The sequence below is a fragment of the Jeotgalicoccus sp. ATCC 8456 genome (genome assembly GCF_016313225.1).
Classification (GTDB): Bacteria; Bacillota; Bacilli; order Staphylococcales; family Salinicoccaceae; genus Jeotgalicoccus; species Jeotgalicoccus marinus.
On sequence record NZ_CP066224.1, the window covers coordinates 47,686 to 64,646 of the forward strand.

The 16,961-nt window shown below is 34.9% G+C and carries 17 protein-coding genes and 2 tRNA genes; 13 read left to right on the top strand and 6 right to left on the bottom strand.

Translation table 11 applies throughout. The features are described from left to right. The first annotated feature begins 1 nt into the window (after position 1). Both JEM45_RS00360 and yhaM read left to right on the top strand, forming a co-directional pair. Entirely contained in the window at positions 2-2,929 is a 2,928-nt protein-coding gene (locus JEM45_RS00360) for an ATP-binding protein (protein WP_198687516.1), read from the top strand. Positions 2,930-2,940: 11 nt separating this feature from the next. Beyond that, the gene (gene yhaM, locus JEM45_RS00365; RefSeq protein WP_026866582.1) at positions 2,941-3,879 is read left to right on the top strand and encodes a 3'-5' exoribonuclease YhaM; all 939 of its coding nucleotides are present in this window, start codon (positions 2,941-2,943) and stop codon (positions 3,877-3,879) included. Positions 3,880-3,944: 65 nt separating this feature from the next. On the opposite strand, the gene JEM45_RS00370 is transcribed toward yhaM, so the two are convergent. The 3 genes from JEM45_RS00370 to JEM45_RS00380 form a co-directional block, all read right to left on the bottom strand. Continuing rightward, positions 3,945-5,081, bottom strand: a complete 1,137-nt coding sequence (locus tag JEM45_RS00370) for a peptidylprolyl isomerase (RefSeq protein ID WP_026866583.1) — start codon at positions 5,079-5,081, stop codon at positions 3,945-3,947. A 95-nt stretch (positions 5,082-5,176) separates the two neighbouring features. Next, positions 5,177-5,560, bottom strand: a complete 384-nt coding sequence (locus tag JEM45_RS00375; protein WP_051220478.1) for a YtxH domain-containing protein — start codon at positions 5,558-5,560, stop codon at positions 5,177-5,179. A 46-nt stretch (positions 5,561-5,606) separates the two neighbouring features. After that, a complete protein-coding gene (locus JEM45_RS00380) occupies positions 5,607-6,038 on the bottom strand; it encodes an HIT family protein (RefSeq protein ID WP_026866584.1) in 432 nt (143 codons plus the stop codon). 90 nt (positions 6,039-6,128) lie between these two features. Here JEM45_RS00380 and JEM45_RS00385 point away from each other — a divergent pair, with 90 nt between their 5' ends. Both JEM45_RS00385 and JEM45_RS00390 read left to right on the top strand, forming a co-directional pair. Continuing rightward, entirely contained in the window at positions 6,129-6,866 is a 738-nt protein-coding gene (locus tag JEM45_RS00385) for an ABC transporter ATP-binding protein (RefSeq protein ID WP_198687517.1), read from the top strand. Beyond that, a complete protein-coding gene (locus tag JEM45_RS00390) occupies positions 6,859-8,061 on the top strand; it encodes an ABC transporter permease (protein WP_198687518.1) in 1,203 nt (400 codons plus the stop codon). The genes JEM45_RS00385 and JEM45_RS00390 overlap by 8 nt, the downstream gene beginning before the upstream one ends. Here JEM45_RS00390 and JEM45_RS00395 read toward each other — a convergent pair. Beyond that, positions 8,058-8,597, bottom strand: a complete 540-nt coding sequence (locus JEM45_RS00395; protein ID WP_198687519.1) for a hypothetical protein — start codon at positions 8,595-8,597, stop codon at positions 8,058-8,060. The two genes, JEM45_RS00390 and JEM45_RS00395, sit on opposite strands and share 4 nt — an antisense overlap. A gap of 171 nt (positions 8,598-8,768) precedes the next feature. Here JEM45_RS00395 and hemE point away from each other — a divergent pair, with 171 nt between their 5' ends. From hemE to JEM45_RS00415, 4 genes are all read left to right on the top strand, one after another. After that, positions 8,769-9,794, top strand: coding sequence for a uroporphyrinogen decarboxylase (hemE, locus tag JEM45_RS00400; RefSeq protein WP_026866588.1), 1,026 nt, complete (start codon positions 8,769-8,771; stop codon positions 9,792-9,794). Positions 9,795-9,801: 7 nt separating this feature from the next. Beyond that, positions 9,802-10,716, top strand: coding sequence for a ferrochelatase (gene hemH, locus JEM45_RS00405; RefSeq protein WP_198687520.1), 915 nt, complete (start codon positions 9,802-9,804; stop codon positions 10,714-10,716). A gap of 24 nt (positions 10,717-10,740) precedes the next feature. Next, positions 10,741-12,114, top strand: coding sequence for a protoporphyrinogen oxidase (gene hemY, locus JEM45_RS00410; protein ID WP_370545369.1), 1,374 nt, complete (start codon positions 10,741-10,743; stop codon positions 12,112-12,114). A gap of 69 nt (positions 12,115-12,183) precedes the next feature. Further along, positions 12,184-13,176 carry a lipoate--protein ligase gene (locus JEM45_RS00415; protein WP_026866591.1) on the top strand — a complete coding sequence of 331 codons (993 nt, stop codon included), beginning with the start codon at positions 12,184-12,186 and terminating at the stop codon, positions 13,174-13,176. 85 nt (positions 13,177-13,261) lie between these two features. Here JEM45_RS00415 and JEM45_RS00420 read toward each other — a convergent pair whose 3' ends face one another. Then, complete coding sequence (locus tag JEM45_RS00420) at positions 13,262-13,459, bottom strand: IDEAL domain-containing protein (protein WP_026866592.1); 198 nt, start codon at positions 13,457-13,459, stop codon at positions 13,262-13,264. Between the two features lie 194 nt (positions 13,460-13,653). Here JEM45_RS00420 and JEM45_RS00425 point away from each other — a divergent pair, with 194 nt between their 5' ends. The 5 genes from JEM45_RS00425 to JEM45_RS00445 all read left to right on the top strand — a co-directional run bounded on the left by JEM45_RS00425 (position 13,654) and on the right by JEM45_RS00445 (position 15,860). Then, positions 13,654-14,262, top strand: a complete 609-nt coding sequence (locus tag JEM45_RS00425; RefSeq protein WP_051220479.1) for a competence protein ComK — start codon at positions 13,654-13,656, stop codon at positions 14,260-14,262. A gap of 126 nt (positions 14,263-14,388) precedes the next feature. Further along, a tRNA-Asn gene (locus JEM45_RS00430) sits at positions 14,389-14,463 on the top strand. Between the two features lie 4 nt (positions 14,464-14,467). Further along, a tRNA-Ser gene (locus tag JEM45_RS00435) sits at positions 14,468-14,555 on the top strand. Between the two features lie 217 nt (positions 14,556-14,772). Beyond that, complete coding sequence (locus tag JEM45_RS00440) at positions 14,773-15,090, top strand: hypothetical protein (protein ID WP_198687521.1); 318 nt, start codon at positions 14,773-14,775, stop codon at positions 15,088-15,090. Between the two features lie 50 nt (positions 15,091-15,140). Then, a complete protein-coding gene (locus JEM45_RS00445; RefSeq protein ID WP_235678875.1) occupies positions 15,141-15,860 on the top strand; it encodes a deoxynucleoside kinase in 720 nt (239 codons plus the stop codon). A gap of 32 nt (positions 15,861-15,892) precedes the next feature. Here JEM45_RS00445 and JEM45_RS00450 read toward each other — a convergent pair whose 3' ends face one another. Then, positions 15,893-16,936, bottom strand: coding sequence for a C45 family autoproteolytic acyltransferase/hydrolase (locus JEM45_RS00450; RefSeq protein ID WP_198687522.1), 1,044 nt, complete (start codon positions 16,934-16,936; stop codon positions 15,893-15,895). Positions 16,937-16,961: the final 25 nt, after the last annotated feature.

Consider the following 16,961-nt stretch of genomic DNA (forward strand, 5'->3'; position numbering starts at 1 on the left):
TATGAAAATACTTTCGGTAAATATATATGGATACGGTAAATTAATAAAGCAAGAATACAATACAAACCAGGATTTTCTTCAGGTATTCGGTGAGAATGAAGCCGGTAAGTCTACGATGATGTCCTTTATTCATTCAGTACTCTTTGGTTTCCCAACTAAAAAAGAACAAGAACCCCGTCGTGAGCCACGTATGCATAACTTATATGGTGGAAAACTGACGGTTCAGTTTAACGATGAGGAAGAACCTGTTGAAATCGAACGTCTTAAAGGTAAAGTTCAAGGCGACGTCAAAGTGTATTTTAAGGACGGTACGATGAGAGGCGAGGAGTGGTTAGCTAAAAAGCTAAACTACATCGATAAGAGAACCTATCGCTCAATCTTTTCCTTTGATGTTTTAGGCTTACAAGATATTCATAAGAACATGACTGAAGATAAGCTTCAAGAATATCTTTTAAGAGCAGGTGCACTAGGTTCTCATGAATATGATGAGATGCTTGGCGCTATCGATAAAGAACTCAAAACACTCTATAAGCGTAACGGTATCAATCCTACTATTAATGTAGAACTAGAACACTTAAAGGAACTTAACGAAAAAATACGATCTGTTGAAAAGCAGGAGGACCGCTATAAATATTTAGTCGGAGAACAAGTTAAGACGCTTGAGAATTTAAATGCTAAAAAACATGCGCTAAATCAATTGGATATGGTACGTAAACAGAAGATGAAAGAAGTTATGTACCATAAAGATATTAAAGATTGGAAGCAGTTAGAAAGTAAATTAGATATCGAGCCGGTAAACTTCCCTGAACGTGGAATTGAACGCTATGAGTCTCTGAGAAATCATATTAAGCAATCTGCAAGGGATATTGGTTTACGCCAGGAAAAACTTAAAACATTAATCGATGAAATTCAACATGTAGAATTACCAGATAAGTCGGTAATGGAATATTTAGACCGATTACAAAAAGAGGAGCCTGAAATCAGACAACAAAACTTAGAAGTTGTCCGACTTTCCAATTCAATTTCTAATTTAGAAGACAGTATTCTGAATAATCAAAGGGATATTGGCTGGCAAGAGGAACACTTAGATGTGGATGATTCTAATATTGTCAGAGAAACCGTACAATCACTCTTATCTAAATATGACGAGATTATGCTGGAAGAACAGTATTTGATCCGAGAAATTGATCATTTAAATGGCGATATCAAGCAACTGGACGCTGAAATTGAAGCGTCTGAGTCAATCCAAATAGATGATCAGAGAATGGCAAAAAAACGTGAGTTATTAGATAAGGAATTTGAACTCGTTGAGAAAAAACGCATGTATCAACTGATAGAAAAAGATTACGAGCGTGAAAAACGAGAAAGAGACCGAGTAAAAAATTGGCAGGCAGCTTTAATAATTGCCATCAGTTTAGTCGCAATTATTATCGGTGTTACTTTTATTATTAATGATAGCTACTTATACGGTGGTTTGAGTTTAGCTATAGGTGCAGCTGCCTTGTTTATACTTGTTATCACAAACAACCGGGAACAGGATACCTTGAAAACAGATTACCAAGATGAGGTAATGAACTTGCAACAAGAAATTGAATCACTTAAACAAAATCACGATATTGCCTTTGATATTGAAGAAGCTAAAGACTTAAGACAAGAACTAAAATCTTTACGTGCAAAACGTAGTTCTTTTGAAGTGAAACTTGGTGACTTAAATGAGACTTTATCAGTCAATGAAGCAAATCAAGATCATCTAAATACTCAACTTTTAAGTGTTAAAAATGACTTGAAAGTAAACCCTGATATCGAAGCGAAATATATCGTTGATGCGATATTTACAATTAGAGATATTAAACAAAAACGTCGTCAAATAGATAAGGAAAAAAGCCAACTTAATGACATAAACAATGCACTCAATGATTTTGATCAAAGAGTCAGTGAAGAAGTCAGTAATTTAGGCATTCATTATTCTAAAAATGCTGTTTTCCATGAAGCAAATCAACTGGCGAACAAGTTAAGTGCGGATGAATCTAAATATTATCGTTTACGAGAACAGGCAGACTTACTTGAGAACGAAATTTCGGTCCTAGAAGAACGCAATCGTACGTCTCAAAGAGAGCTCAATGAACTCTTAGATTATGTTGAAGCGGATGATGAAGAAGAGTATTACTACTATGCTAGAAAGCATGAAGAATATACAGCTGATGTAAATCGCTTTAAGGTGCTTAGTGAAAAACTTGACGAAGAGCACTTTGATTACGATCTTAGAAATGACCTATCTAATCGACTCTTGGCTGACCTTAAAAATGATGAAGATGAAATTAATCAGCAGATAGATGTTGTCTCTGAACAAATCCAAAGTGAACAACAAACATTAGTTGAATTAAATAATGAAATTAAAGTCCTTGAAAGTGATGGTAAACTCAGTGAACTAAATCATTTATACGGTATGCAAGAAAGTGTAGTACAAAGCCTTTCTGAGGAGTTTATGTCACTAACGTATATTAAGATTTTAATTGAAACTCATATCAAGGCAATTAAGGATGAACGTCTACCAATCGTTATCGAGGAAGCGAGAGAGACATTTGAGTTTGTAACTAAGGGTCGTTATATCAATGTGATTTACAATGAAGAAGGTATCTTCGTAAAACATAAGAATGGACAGATATTCCATCCATTGGAACTGTCACAGTCAACTAAAGAGATGCTTTATATCAGCTTGAGACTTAGTCTTATTAGAGCCTTGAAGGGTTACTATCAACTGCCAATTATTATTGATGATGCATTCGTACATTTCGATAGTGAGAGAACGAAGACGATATTAGATTACTTCAGAACAAAAACGAATGATCAAGTGCTATACTTCACTTGTAATTTAAATACAAGTATCCCGTCAGCGCAGACGATTCGACTAAAGGAAAAAAATAAGTAGGAGGATCAAGAATGAATAATATATCATCGTTAAAAGCTGGCGACTCAGTAGATACATTCTTTTTAATTAAAAGAGCCCAGCAAGGTGTAACGACACAAGGTAAGCCCTACATGACGATTATTCTCCAAGATAGAACAGGTGAAGTGGAAGCTAAACACTGGAATGTAACACCAGATGAGATTGAAGTGTTATTACCAGAAACTTTAATCAAAGTTAAAGGAGATATTATCGATTATAGAGGGAAAAAGCAGATGAAAATTGCAAATTTCCGACTAGCAACACCAGAAGATGGACTTCAACCTAAAGATTTCGTTGAAAAAGCACCTATCGATGGTGATGAACTATACGATAAAATCTTAGATTACTGCTTGAAAATAGAAAATGGTAGTCTACAGAGAATTACACGTCAGTTATTAACGAAGTATAGGAAAGAATTCTCGGTGTTCCCGGCAGCAATGAGTAATCATCACGATTTCGTATCCGGCTTAGCTTACCATGTTTACTACATGCTGAGAGTCGCTGATTCATTGTGTGATATTTACCCGACACTAAACCGAAGCCTATTGTTCTCAGGTATTATTTTACATGATATTGGCAAGGTTAAAGAATTGTCTGGACCAATTGGAACAACTTATACTAATGAAGGTAATTTGATTGGTCATATTGTCATAGCTGTTGAAGAAATAAATAAAATTGCAGAACAGCTTAATATTGAAGGTGAAGAAGTGATGTTATTAAAACATTTAATCCTGAGCCATCATGGTAAACTAGAGTACGGATCACCTAAGATGCCAATGATTAAAGAAGCAGAAATTCTTCATTTCATTGATAATATTGATGCGAGAATTATGATGATGGATAAGCATATCAATAAAGCTGACAAAGGTAGTTTTACAGATAGAATCTTCCCATTAGAATCACGTAACTTTTATAGACCAGAGAGCTTTTAAAATATAATTAACGAATAACAAAAAAGATGTTAGTCAATCTCTCTGATTGACTAACATCTTTTTATTTACTCAGCGTCCTCAGAAGACTCGCTATCTTCGCCTGATTCAGCATTTTCACCGGACTCACTGTCGGTTGATTCTTCATTTTCTTTACTAGGCTCTCCAGCATTTTCTTCTTCGGCTGCTGGATCTTCAGTTTGAGCGTTTTCCAGTGCTTCATTCGCATTTAGGAAGGTGTCTTCAATATATGTTTGAATTTCTTCATTTTCAAACTCTACTTCATATTCTTCTAGAAGATCTTCATATGCTTTTAGTGCTTGTTGTGGATCTTCTTGAATGCTCTGGTTAACAAGTTGCGCCTTAATTGTGTTTAATTCTTCTTTTGGTGTATCTTCCAGTGTGGCATCTTCACGAAGTATAATATGGTAACCAAACTGTGATTCGACTGGTTCTGAAATCTCACCAGCTTCTAAATCAAATAGTGCAGTTTCAAATTCTTCAACCATTTGTCCTTCTGGTACATAACCAAGGTCACCACCATTTTGTGCACTACCTGTATCATCTGAGTTTTCTTTAGCAAGTTCTTTGAAGTCAGCACCTTCATCTAATTGGGCTTTCAGGTCATCTGCTTTTTGTTTTGCTTCTTCTTTAGTCAAACTTTCTTCCGCGTTTTCTTCATCTTCTGCGGGTGCTTCGCCTTCTTCACCGAATGAAACGAGAATGTGAGATGCTTTTCTGACATTTTCAAATGCTTCTTCATCAGTTATTTCTAAGTAATCCGCAAAATATAAATCGTTATATGCGTTAGAAATGCGCTGTTGTTTATAAGAATCAACTGTCATTCCTGGTTGAGATTGTTGTAACATCATGGAAAAGTTTTCTTCTCCACCATATTGTTCAATTTCTTCTTCTACTTGTGCTGTTAACTCTTCTCTATCAATTTCTTCTGAGTACTTATCAGAAAGGATTTGGTCTAATACTAATTGGAAAGTCTGATTAGCGACTTGATTCGTACCAATTTGATTTAATACATCGTCTGTAGTAATATCACCAGCTTTACTTGAAGCTAGAACATCTCCGTATTCAACTTCACCTTGGTCTGTATTTTCTTCAGATTCATTACTTTCACTGCTATCATTACTACAAGCAGCTAGACTGACCAAGCCAATCCCTAAAATAAAAGGTGCTAATTTCTTCTTCATCTCAAATTCTCCTCCTAGTTGCATATACAAGAAATAATATAACACACAAAAAAGGCAGCATACAAACGTAAGCTGCCTGATGTTTAAATAGTCTGTTATTTTTCTTCAGTTTCCGATTGATCTTTCTTACTTGGTGGGCCTTCTAAAGCGCCATCTACACGGTTTTGAACATTTTCAATATTAGTCTGTAAACGTTCAATATTTGGGTTGATGTCTGCTTGGAAGTTAGAAATCATCGTTTTAACTTCATCTCCAAGTGTTGAGAAAACCTCACTTGATTCATGCTTTGTTTTAAGGAAAGCATTTTTGATTTCGTCACCTTCGATTTTTAACTGATTAAGACCTGACTGTAAATCATTAGTGCCAGATGCTAATGAATTTTGTAAGGCTTTACCGGACTTAGGAGCGTTCAAGAATGCAATAAGTAAACCTCCAGTTAATCCAACAGTAAAGCCGACTCCGATATTTTTAAGTTTCATATTATACACCTCTCATTGTTTCTTACATACCCTGTCTCGGCGTTAGTTATGCATTTAATGAATTTTTAATTGCATCAGCTACTTCACTGCGAACATCGGTAGAGTTCTCTTCTTCAGGTAAGTCAACCCATTTATAACCAAAGCCATCATGTGCTTCTTTATATCTCGGGATGATATGGAAGTGTAGATGGAAGACTGATTGTGATGCGTAAGCACCGTTGTTTTGAACAACGTTAAGTCCGTCAGGGTTAAACGCGTCTTTGACTGCATTAGCCACTTTTGTGACAACCTTGATTACTTTTGCACCTGTTTCATCATCTAGGTTGTAAATATTTTCTATTACTTTTTTAGGGACGACAAGTGTGTGCCCCTTAGCAACTGGAAAGGCATCCATAAATGCAATGACATCATCGTCTTCATAAATAATATTTGCGGGTACTTCTCTGTCGATAATCTTTTCAAAAATAGTCTTAGTCATCTCAATATCCTCCATAGCTCTCTTTATGATATAGTTTTACTTAAGTATCAGTATACAAATAATTAGAACGATTTAAAAGGAAGTCAAACAATGGTCTTAAATATAAAAAATCTAACAGGTGGCTATTCAAAGGAACCTGTCATTCATGATATTTCATTAGATATAAAACGAGGGGAAATCATTGGTCTCATTGGTTTAAATGGTGCCGGTAAAAGTACCACAATTAAACATATCTTAGGTCTATTAAGACCGCATTCCGGATCAATAAAGGTCATGGAACGTACATTAGAAGATGATGTAGAAGCTTATCGGCGACATCTAGGTTATATCCCTGAAACTCCAATACTCTACGAAGAGTTAACACTTAAAGAGCACATCAATATGACAGCGATGGCTTATGGCCTTACACCTGAACAAGTTGAAGAAAGAAAGGGTCCACTTTTAAAAAGATTTAGGCTGGATGATAAGGAAGATATATTTCCTAGTCATTTTTCCAAGGGGATGAAACAAAAAGTTATGCTCATCTGTGCCTTCATTGCTGAACCAGATCTTTATATTATAGATGAGCCTTTTTTAGGGCTAGACCCATTAGGAATTGAATCACTTATTGAACTCATGATTTCTGAAAGAGAAGAAAACCGATCAATTTTAATGAGTACACATATTTTATCGACAGCTGAACGATACTGTGATCGATATATCATAATAGATAAAGGTCGTAAAATTGCCGATGGTAATTTAGAGGAGTTAAGAGCGTTAACTCACTTGCCAAATGGGACGCTTGATGATGTCTATATCAAACTCACTGGTGGTAATCACCATGAGTAAAGCGTTATTTGAAGGACGAATGACCGAAGACATCAAATTAAGGAGCTATTATGGAAAGTTTATATTTAACAGTCACTTTCTAGTATTTTTAATGATTGCTGCAGGTGTCATGTTATATACCTTACTCGGCTTGAGAGAAACTCTAAGTCCAGGAATACACATTGATTTAATCTGTGCGATTGTACTTTCCATTTTTATAAACCCAAAATATAGAAGTTTATTAAAAGAAGCGGACATGTTGTTCTTACCACCTTATGAAAAGCATATGACTGCCTATTTTAAACGGGCAGATATTTACAGTTTGTCACTCGGTATTGTTCCGCCAATTGCAGTGTCTATTGCAGTAATGATTCTCTTAACAATTGGTCATGACCTAACTCATATTATCCTCTTTTTCTTTGTTGCATTGATCTTGTACTTCAATACGTTTTCGATTAAGAGATTAGCAGTTAATACTGAGCTGAAAAAGTGGATGGTAAATTTAATTTTATTCGTATTAAACTTTGTTAGCTTATTTTTAATTCAACAGCATTCATTGTTCATTATTTTAGCACTCGCTATTGTTGTCCTTAGTCAAGTCAGTGTGAGGAAAATACGTTTTAAGACCTTATCATGGTTGAATTATACAGCCTATGAACAAGAGGAGTCACACGCTTATTTCCAAGTGGTCAGCATGTTTACGAATGTAAAACAAATTGATAAGAGCTTCAAGCGGCGCGCATATTTAGATCTATTATTACCAGATATGAAGGGTGAAAAGTTCAATAAGAAAAATATGTATGAGTATCTATTTTACCGTTCTTTTCTAAGAGATCATGATCTACCTATGATTGTGCTTAGAATTATCATATTATTCTTTATCATTATGTTTTGGATTTCAAACTTTTATATTTCACTCGTATTTTCACTGTTTGGTATTTATATTATTGTCTTGCAGATGTCTCAAATTTATACGAATCAAGCCTATCTTTTATGGCCAAAAATATGGCCAGTAAATCGTTCATACATTCAAGATAGTTACATTAGGTATTCTCATAAAATAGTTCTATTGATATCTATAATCTTCACATTAATGTTTATTATTGTAGAATCTGAGTATTTTTATATAGGACTATTATTCCCGTTATGGGGTCATGTGTTGAACAGATTCTTATCAAGATCAATTTACAAAAAAGAAGAAGAACTAAGTGATTAATCACTCAGTTCTTCTTTTTCTTCGTCAGAGAAGACATTTTCATTAATTGTGTAATAGGTTTTAGATGATAAGAGATCTCCAAAGAGCGACTCTTCTGTACGGAATTTTTTAAGAGCCTCTGTTGTCAGGTATTGTTCGTGAATATCCGTATATTTAAAGTCATCGTAAATAGATAAGTCTGCCCATTTAATTAGTATCATATAAGTTTCTTTTTTCTCATTGACCCCAACACGATATGCAAGAACGCCATTTATGTCAGCTAATGCTTTCGCTAAATCTAAAACATGTGCACGGAGTGAGTGGAATCCATCTCCTGCAGAAGGGATATAATACATTGTCATCGGTCCATCTGCATCGAGATCACCCATATTTTTAAAAATCTCATATGTCATTTTAGTGGAGAATACTGAGTCTTCATTATTATCTTCATAGTACAAAATAGCATCAGTACCTCTTGAGCTAATGGATGTTTGGTCATATTTCTCATGAAGAGATGTTAAATAATCTAATGTGCCTGTTGTTAAATGCAAATACAATTTCTTCACCTCATAAAGTCTTATTAATTTTTATATACCTGCTCAATAGTGACTTTAAACATAGTCACAAATAGAACGAATTTTTGACAACTTCGAGCTAAATAATAATAGTTCTAATGAATGTGATAAAATACTATAGTGTATAAAAAAATATTAATAGGGGGAAACACTGTGTTTAATGATACTATCATTCGGGCAGCGCGCGGCGAGAAAACAGAGCATACGCCGGTTTGGTTTATGAGACAGGTTGGGCGTTCACAGCCAGAATATAATAAAGTGAAAGAGAAGTATTCACTGATTGAAATTACTAAACAACCTGAACTCACTGCCTATCTGACTGCGACACCAGTAGACAACTATAATGTTGATGCTGCGGTACTTTATAAGGACATCATCACGCCACTTGCACCAATTGGAATTGATGTGGATATTAAAGCTGGTATTGGTCCAGTAATAGAGAATCCGATTCGAACAATTCAAGATGTAGAAAAACTAGGAGAGCTAGACCCCTTTAAAGACTTAGATTATGTATATAAGGCGATCCAAATTCTAACTCAAGAAAAGTTAAATGTCCCTTTAATTGGCTTCTGCGGTGCACCGTTTACTGTAGCGAGCTATATGATTGAGGGCGGTCCATCAAAAAATTATCACAAAACTAAAACAATGATGTATACACAGCCAGAGCTGTGGTTTAAATTGATGGATAAGCTAGTTGAAACAAGCATTACTTACTTAACAGCACAGATTAAAGCAGGTGCTGGCATTATTCAGATATTTGATTCATGGGGTGGTGCCCTTAATAAAGCTGACTATAACTACTATCTTGCACCGGGTATGAAACGTATTATTAAGGCAGTAAAAGCACAAAATGTGCCAGTTATCATTTTTGGAGTCGGTGCAAGTCACCTAGCTACAGAATGGGACAAATTAGGTAGTGACGTGCTTGGACTCGACTGGAGAATGTCAATTACTGAAGCACGTGAACTTGGAATTACTAAAGCTTTACAAGGAAACTTAGATCCAGCGATTCTCTTATCCGACTGGAATATTATTGAAGAACGTGCCAAGAAAATTGTTGAAGAAGGGCAAAGAACAGGGCACATCTTCAACCTTGGACATGGGGTATTCCCAGAAGTGAATCCAGAAGTACTAAAACGTTTAACTGAACTAGTACACACATATAGTAAAGGACTGTGATTTTAAAATGAGTGAAAAAAAAGCATTATTAGTTATGGCGTACGGAACGCCTTACAAAGAATCGGATATTGAACCATACTATACGCATATTAGACATGGTAGAAAACCAAGTGAAGACGCTTTACAAGACTTAAAGGATCGCTATGAAGCAATCGGTGGTATTTCTCCTTTAGCAGATACAACAGAACGCCAAGCAAATGCATTAGTAGAAGTACTGAACAAACAAAGTGATGATGAGTACGAGCTGTTTATTGGCTTAAAACATATTCATCCTTTCATTGAAGATAGTGTAAAAGAAATTAGTGAACGTGGAATTAAAGAAATTCATACGGTTGTTTTAGCACCGCATTATTCTAATTTCTCAGTCGGTTCTTATAATAAACGTGCCAAAGAAGAAGCTGAAAAATATGGTATGACGGTTAAATCTGTCGAATCATTTTACGAGCAAACACCATTTATAGATTTCTGGGTGGATGCTTTAGAAGGTACCTTTAAAGAAATTCCTGAAGAAGAACAGAGTAAAACTGCAATTGTTGTGAGTGCACACAGTTTACCTGAGAAAATTAAAGAACATAATGATCCGTATCCAGACCAATTAGTAGAGACTAAGAACTTATTAAAAGCACGATTTAATAAAGGTCATTACTTTGTAGGTTGGCAGTCTGAAGGGAACACGCCTGATCCTTGGTTAGGGCCAGATGTTCAAGACCTTACTCGTGAATTACACAAAGAACATGGATTCGAACATTTTGTTTATTTACCACTCGGTTTTGTATGTGAACATTTAGAAGTACTTTATGATAATGACTATGAATGTAAGGTCGTAACTGATGAAATCGGTGCAACTTACCATAGACCGACAATGCCGAATACAGATGAACGCTTTATTCAAGCGATGGTAAACGAACTCGTTAAACTTTAATTTAGATAGTCAGGATGTGTAATAATGAAAAAAGTTGCCATAATCGGTGCAGGTATAACAGGCCTCTCTGCAATGTATTATCTTTTAGAAGAAAGTAATGATTGTCAGGTAGAGTTATATGAGGCGTCGAATCGAGCGGGTGGTAAAGTCAATACACATATAAAAGATGGCTACACAATTGAATTAGGACCAGAGTCTTACCTGGCTAGAAAAACAGTAATGACTGAACTAGCAGAGAAACTAGGGCTTCATACGACATTAGTAAGGAATCAGACAGGTCAAGCATATATCTATGCTAAAAATCAATTGTACCCTGTACCTAAGGGAACTATGTTAGGTGTTCCTTTAGAATTTAAATCTTTACTTGATACGGACTTAGTTTCTTGGCCGGGTAAATTAAGAGCGACGATGGATTACTTTAAAACCGCCTTACCTTTATATAAAGATATTTCTGTTGGTGAATTCTTCAGAGCTCGGCTTGGGAATGAAGTTTTAGAAAATATGATTGAGCCACTCTTATCTGGTGTTTACAGTACTGACATTGATCAATTGAGTTTAATGTCGACTTATCCAAATTTTAAAAAGACTGAATCGTATTACGGTAGTTTGATGAAGGGGCTTAATTTAGAGCGAAGAAATAAACCACAAGCACCGAAAACGAAAGTCGGGCAATTCTTGCAGTTTTCAGGTGGCTTACAGTCCTTTATCGACCGCATGGTAGAAGTAAACGAGGAACAGGGCGGTAAAATTCTTTTCAATAGTGATGTTGAGGCAATCACTAAAAATGATCATGGCTATACCTTGACTGTTAACGGTGAAACAAGTGATTATGATGAAGTCATCGTTACAACACCGCACTTCCAATATAAGCGATGGTTTGATGATAAGGAATTTGAGTACTTTAATCACATGCCGGCAACGAGTGTTGCAACTGTAGTCATGGCCTTCGATGAATCTCAAGTTCAAAATGCTATTGACGGTACAGGCTTCGTTATCAGTCGTAACATGGACACTGTAATTACTGCTTGTACTTGGACGAATAAAAAATGGGCACATTCCACACCTAAAGGTAAGGCTTTATTAAGAGCTTATGTTGGACGACCAGGTGACTACATTGTTCATGAACGCTCAGATGCAGATATTGCTAGATTGGCTAGAGAAGATCTAGATAAGATTATGGATATAAAAGGTGAAGCGGAGTTTGAAATAGTGACGCGGATGCCATATTCCATGCCAAACTATATTGTCGGCCATAGGCGAATGATCGATGATATACAGTCTTATGTTAGTCAAACCTATCCAGGTTTACATTTAATCGGTGCTTCCCACTATGCAGTAGGGCTACCGGATTGTGTTCAGACTGCTAAAGATACTGCAGAGAAAATAATGAAAAAGTAATGTGATTTTATGGCCTGTTTCTATTATAATTAGTAACAGGTCATTTATTTTAAACAGGGGGAAATACAAATGAAATTTATTTCAAATAATGACATCACAGATCCTATGATTAACCTGGCAATGGAGGAGTACATTTTAAGAGAAATTCCAACAGATGATTCTTATTTTCTTTTTTACGTGAACCAACCTTCTATTATCATTGGTAAAAATCAAAATACCATAGAAGAAATTAATGTACCTTATATAGAGGAACATGGTATCAAAGTTGTCCGTAGAGTTTCAGGTGGTGGGGCAGTATACCATGATGAAGGTAACTTGAATTTTAGTTTTATTACTGAGGATGATGGAGATAGTTTCCATAACTTTAAGAAGTTCACCCAGCCGATTGTAGATGCTTTAAATGATATGGGTGTTAAAGCTGAATTATCTGGCCGTAATGATATAGAAATTGAAGGTGGCAAAAAGGTATCAGGGAATGCGATGTTCACACAAAAAGGTCGTATGTTCTCACATGGTACTTTGATGCTTGAGAGTGATATTTCAGAGGTACAAAATGCCTTGAAAGTAAACCCTAAAAAGATTCAGTCTAAGGGCGTAAAATCTGTTAGCGCTAGAGTAGGGAATATCAATGATTACTTAGAAGAGAAAATCGATATTGAAGAATTTAAGAAGAGAATTTTATCGAACATATTTGGTGGCTTAGAAAATGTTGAAGAATATAAGCTAACAGATGAAGACTGGGAAAAAATTAATAAATTGTCCAAAGAGAAATATCAAACTTGGGAATGGAACTATGGTAAAAACCCTAAGTATAATTATGATAATTCTCATAAGTACGACGCTGGATTATTAGATGTACGTTTAGAGGTAAATGGTGGACGTATTGAGCATGCCAAAATCTTTGGAGACTTCTTTGGTGTAGGGGAAGTCATCGATATTGAAAATCGATTAATTGGTGTTGAACATAATAGAGCAGCAATTGATCAGGCCTTGTCTGATATTGATATCAGTCATTATTTAGGACGTATTACTAGAGATGAATTTTTAGACTTAGTTTCTTAAAAGTATTTAGTACTGTAGAGTGGGAATATATATGATAAAAGCACCAAATTCTCATTAGAGAATTTGGTGCTTATTTATGTAAATTCTATAGTTGTTTCATTAAAGTTGTATACTTATTAAATTTTTCTTCGTCTTTTTCTATAAGTGATTCTTCGATTTTACGGGAATATAAGTCGTAATTAAAACGGTACATTGATTCTTGTAAAACCAAGTCTGCTGATAAATCATTTATAGTATTAAGAAAGCCTCTTAATTGATTGGCTGGATATACAGGTCTCCCCATAATTGATAACCCCTCTCGATTACTAACTTAATTAAAGTATACACACCATTCTCAATTAGGTCAATGATAATGAGAATCGTAAAAGCAAATTTTCTGACAAGTATGTGATAAGTTAATATAACAGTATTTAATAATAGTTAACAAAATTTAAAATATATGTTATATTATTTTTAAGTAAATAATTTGGAGGTCCCATGACAAGACAACACTACACTATAAATGATAACACTATGTATGTAGTTGCGAAGGAAGATGGCCGTTATGTTGAAAGTACAATCTGTGAGCTATATGGTGATCCTATTAAATGTCTTAGAAGTCCAAATAAAGTGATTGAATATAACTGTAAACTCCATTCTCAAAGCTATTCAGCTAGAAAAGAGTTGTCTAGAAGTTTGACTGAGATCAGGTCTAAGCACCCGATAATTATCGATTTATTTGCATCATATATTTATTTTTGTACACATTCAGATAGGGTGCAGTCTAACAGTTGGTTCAATTTAAAGTACATACAAAATTATTATCCCTATAGAGGACAAACCTTAGTCAAGTTTGAAAATAATGAGGAATTAGTAGTGGATATTTCATATGCTTCTTATAATAAGCAATATTTAAATGCAGTGAAATTATATTATAAATTCAATCTTGAGAAGGAGAAATATTATAAGAAAAATCAAAAGCGTGAAGCATCGTTATATAGACATCAATCAAAAGAAGAAGATGATATGTTATATATTAATGAAGCTGCCAAAGCAACTTATATCAAATTGATGAGAAGCATAGATGAAATTAATACAATTAATTGAGTTTGAAGTTATAGTTAATACATTCAACAAAATTGTAAACTTTTCTTATTTAATATTAATTTATTGTTGATATTGTTTAGCTGAGTTGTTATAATAAATATTGTTCGTTTGAAAGATACATAATATTCCACAGTAGCTCAGTGGTAGAGCTATCGGCTGTTAACCGATCGGTCGTAGGTTCGAGTCCTACCTGTGGAGCCATTATGGAGATGTACTCAAGTGGCTGAAGAGGCGCCCCTGCTAAGGGTGTAGGTCGCGAAAGCGGCGCGAGAGTTCAAATCTCTCCATCTCCGTTCTTAAAGCTTAACCAATTATGGTTAAGCTTTTTTTGATTCAATATATTTTATTAGTCATAAGCTATTTATACTGATTAATTTTTCTTATTTTTGTATAAAACTATCACTTTATTAATAGTGGACAAAATTTAACATTATAATGATTGGAACATTTTGTAATTTCTAATATTAATATTTATAAATCACTGTATAATCATTACAGGGGTGAGATTAGATGGAGAAAATCAAAAAAACTATAGAGTCAGAATCTTGGGTAATCACAGATGTGGATCAAGAGACAATCAGTTTTTATACAGATCGGTGGTCATATACTGTATTTAAACGTCCACTTTTTGGCTTTAGGATGACCATCTCATCAATAGATAGTAGCGAAATGGACGACTACATATTCAAAACAGAATCTGAACTCATTCAATTTATTAAAAAAATAAACAGAAATGGGAGACACAAGTCTCTGGATTCAAATCTAAATAACTTCGATAATGTCGAAGTTATTTTATTTGTGAAGTTTTATCACATATTTACCCAGTGAAATGTTATTATAGTAAGGGTTTATTAAAAAAATATAACTTGGTGAATATAATGAGTATTAATAGTAAAGGTGATGGTTACTTGATTACATTAGCAGGGACAATAGGTGCTGGTAAGACAGAATGGGGCAAGGTTATTGCCAAACATTTCGGAGTAGATTTATTAGAAGAGAAGGTAGAAGGCAATCCATTCTTGGCCAAGTATTATGATGATCCGGAGAGATATAGTTTCCATTTACAAGTCTTTTTCTTAAATCATCGTTTTAAGGCGATTAAGAGTGCTATGGCACATCCAAATTCTGTATTAGATCGATCTATTTATGAAGATGCAATGATTTTTGCGCGATTGCAGTTTGAAAATGGATCTATGGATAAGGATGAGTACGACACTTATCTAGAGTTACATGAGAATATGATGGAAGAATTGCATGATTTATATAAACAGCAAGTTTTATATAAAAAATCACCTGATTTAATGGTGCTCGTACATGGTTCTTTTGATGAAGTAATGAGACGTATTAGACGACGTGGTCGTTATTATGAGCAAATCGAAGGGAACCCAGGCTTACTGAAGTACTATGAAGACTTATATAATATGTATGAAAAGCAATTCTTAAGCAAGTATGAAGATAAAGAAATTTCTCCAGTTTATACAATTGATATTGATAAGATGGATATCTACGAACCAGAACATGTAAAAGAAGTGTTAGCAGGTATTGAAGAAACATTGAAAAATAATAGAGGGTTCGTTCATCCTGAAGAGCTAGAATAAAAAAATGACAGGTGCCAATATTTTGGTACCTGTCATTTCATGTTTACGAACAGTTTATCAGAGTTAATATGTCCTTTTAATTTACTTACATTCACATTCTCACCACTGATCCATTTATTAAAGTCAAAGATAACTGGCTTTCTATCTGTACCTAGGGAGAAAAGGCTAGTTAAAGTTTTAGGGAAGTACATGGATGTGTGCAAGGTACCTGCTGATGCATCATATTTATGAGAGGCAATACCGTGTTTCATTTGATTCATAATCTGAAAAGCATCATAAGGTTTTGGCTGACCGCTTTGGTAATTGATAATATTTTGTTCACGTTCTCTAGTTTCTTCTTGTCTGTAGCGATTTTCTTCATTGAGAACATGGAAGTGATTCGTACATACATTAGATTGTCTATGGATGACTTTTCTTGGTGAAGCTTCTATTACATAAGGGATACCTGCTTGATCTTGTACCACATAAGAAAATGAATGACGGTGAGGAACCTCCTTGAGTAAATCGATTGCATCATCGACGGTTTTACACGTCTCTAAGACAAGTCTTGAGATCATGCTACATAAGAAACCATCCGAACTCTTCTTAGTATGAGTAAAGTTATAACCGATAGTTAAGCCTTTCTCATTCATCCCATCAATACGGCCTGCGATTTGCATTGAAGGACCAATCGTTGCTAAACCACGATCTGTTGGTTGATAAAAAACGTAACGACCTTCATAGCCTCTCGGATGACTATCGTAATTTCTAATGAGAAAATCCTCATCTGCAAATATAGAACAGCCGCTCACGACTAACTCCAAATAGTAGCCGCCAAATTGTTGTAAGGCAGTTTTATTGTCTAAGTCTAAGGCATCTCTTAAGCCGTATATTTCTTCAACGATTTGTGGAGCAATTTTGTTAAGGAAATCAATTGATAATGATTCATCAGTTAAAAAGTGTCTGTGCATGCGTGGTTTCCACTGTTTCTTTCTGTTCTTTAAAATAGGAGAGTCCTTTAATTTTTCACCTTGATAGCGGCCAAAATCATAATGACTGCCTCTAAACTGAACGACATCGCTGTAATATGAGTTCATGACCACACTCCTTGTTTAATAATAG

What these genes read in the sequence shown, in the direction of transcription:
- JEM45_RS00360 (WP_198687516.1), top strand. Translation starts at nt 2, where the DNA reads ATGAAAATACTTTCGGTAAATATATATGGATACGGTAAATTAATAAAG.
- yhaM (WP_026866582.1), top strand. Translation starts at nt 2,941, where the DNA reads ATGAATAATATATCATCGTTAAAAGCTGGCGACTCAGTAGATACATTC.
- JEM45_RS00370 (WP_026866583.1), bottom strand. Translation starts at nt 5,081, where the DNA reads ATGAAGAAGAAATTAGCACCTTTTATTTTAGGGATTGGCTTGGTCAGT.
- JEM45_RS00375 (WP_051220478.1), bottom strand. Translation starts at nt 5,560, where the DNA reads ATGAAACTTAAAAATATCGGAGTCGGCTTTACTGTTGGATTAACTGGA.
- JEM45_RS00380 (WP_026866584.1), bottom strand. Translation starts at nt 6,038, where the DNA reads ATGACTAAGACTATTTTTGAAAAGATTATCGACAGAGAAGTACCCGCA.
- JEM45_RS00385 (WP_198687517.1), top strand. Translation starts at nt 6,129, where the DNA reads ATGGTCTTAAATATAAAAAATCTAACAGGTGGCTATTCAAAGGAACCT.
- JEM45_RS00390 (WP_198687518.1), top strand. Translation starts at nt 6,859, where the DNA reads ATGAGTAAAGCGTTATTTGAAGGACGAATGACCGAAGACATCAAATTA.
- hemH (WP_198687520.1), top strand. Translation starts at nt 9,802, where the DNA reads ATGAGTGAAAAAAAAGCATTATTAGTTATGGCGTACGGAACGCCTTAC.
- hemY (WP_370545369.1), top strand. Translation starts at nt 10,741, where the DNA reads ATGAAAAAAGTTGCCATAATCGGTGCAGGTATAACAGGCCTCTCTGCA.
- JEM45_RS00415 (WP_026866591.1), top strand. Translation starts at nt 12,184, where the DNA reads ATGAAATTTATTTCAAATAATGACATCACAGATCCTATGATTAACCTG.
- JEM45_RS00420 (WP_026866592.1), bottom strand. Translation starts at nt 13,459, where the DNA reads ATGGGGAGACCTGTATATCCAGCCAATCAATTAAGAGGCTTTCTTAAT.
- JEM45_RS00425 (WP_051220479.1), top strand. Translation starts at nt 13,654, where the DNA reads ATGACAAGACAACACTACACTATAAATGATAACACTATGTATGTAGTT.
- JEM45_RS00440 (WP_198687521.1), top strand. Translation starts at nt 14,773, where the DNA reads ATGGAGAAAATCAAAAAAACTATAGAGTCAGAATCTTGGGTAATCACA.
- JEM45_RS00445 (WP_235678875.1), top strand. Translation starts at nt 15,141, where the DNA reads ATGAGTATTAATAGTAAAGGTGATGGTTACTTGATTACATTAGCAGGG.
- JEM45_RS00450 (WP_198687522.1), bottom strand. Translation starts at nt 16,936, where the DNA reads ATGAACTCATATTACAGCGATGTCGTTCAGTTTAGAGGCAGTCATTAT.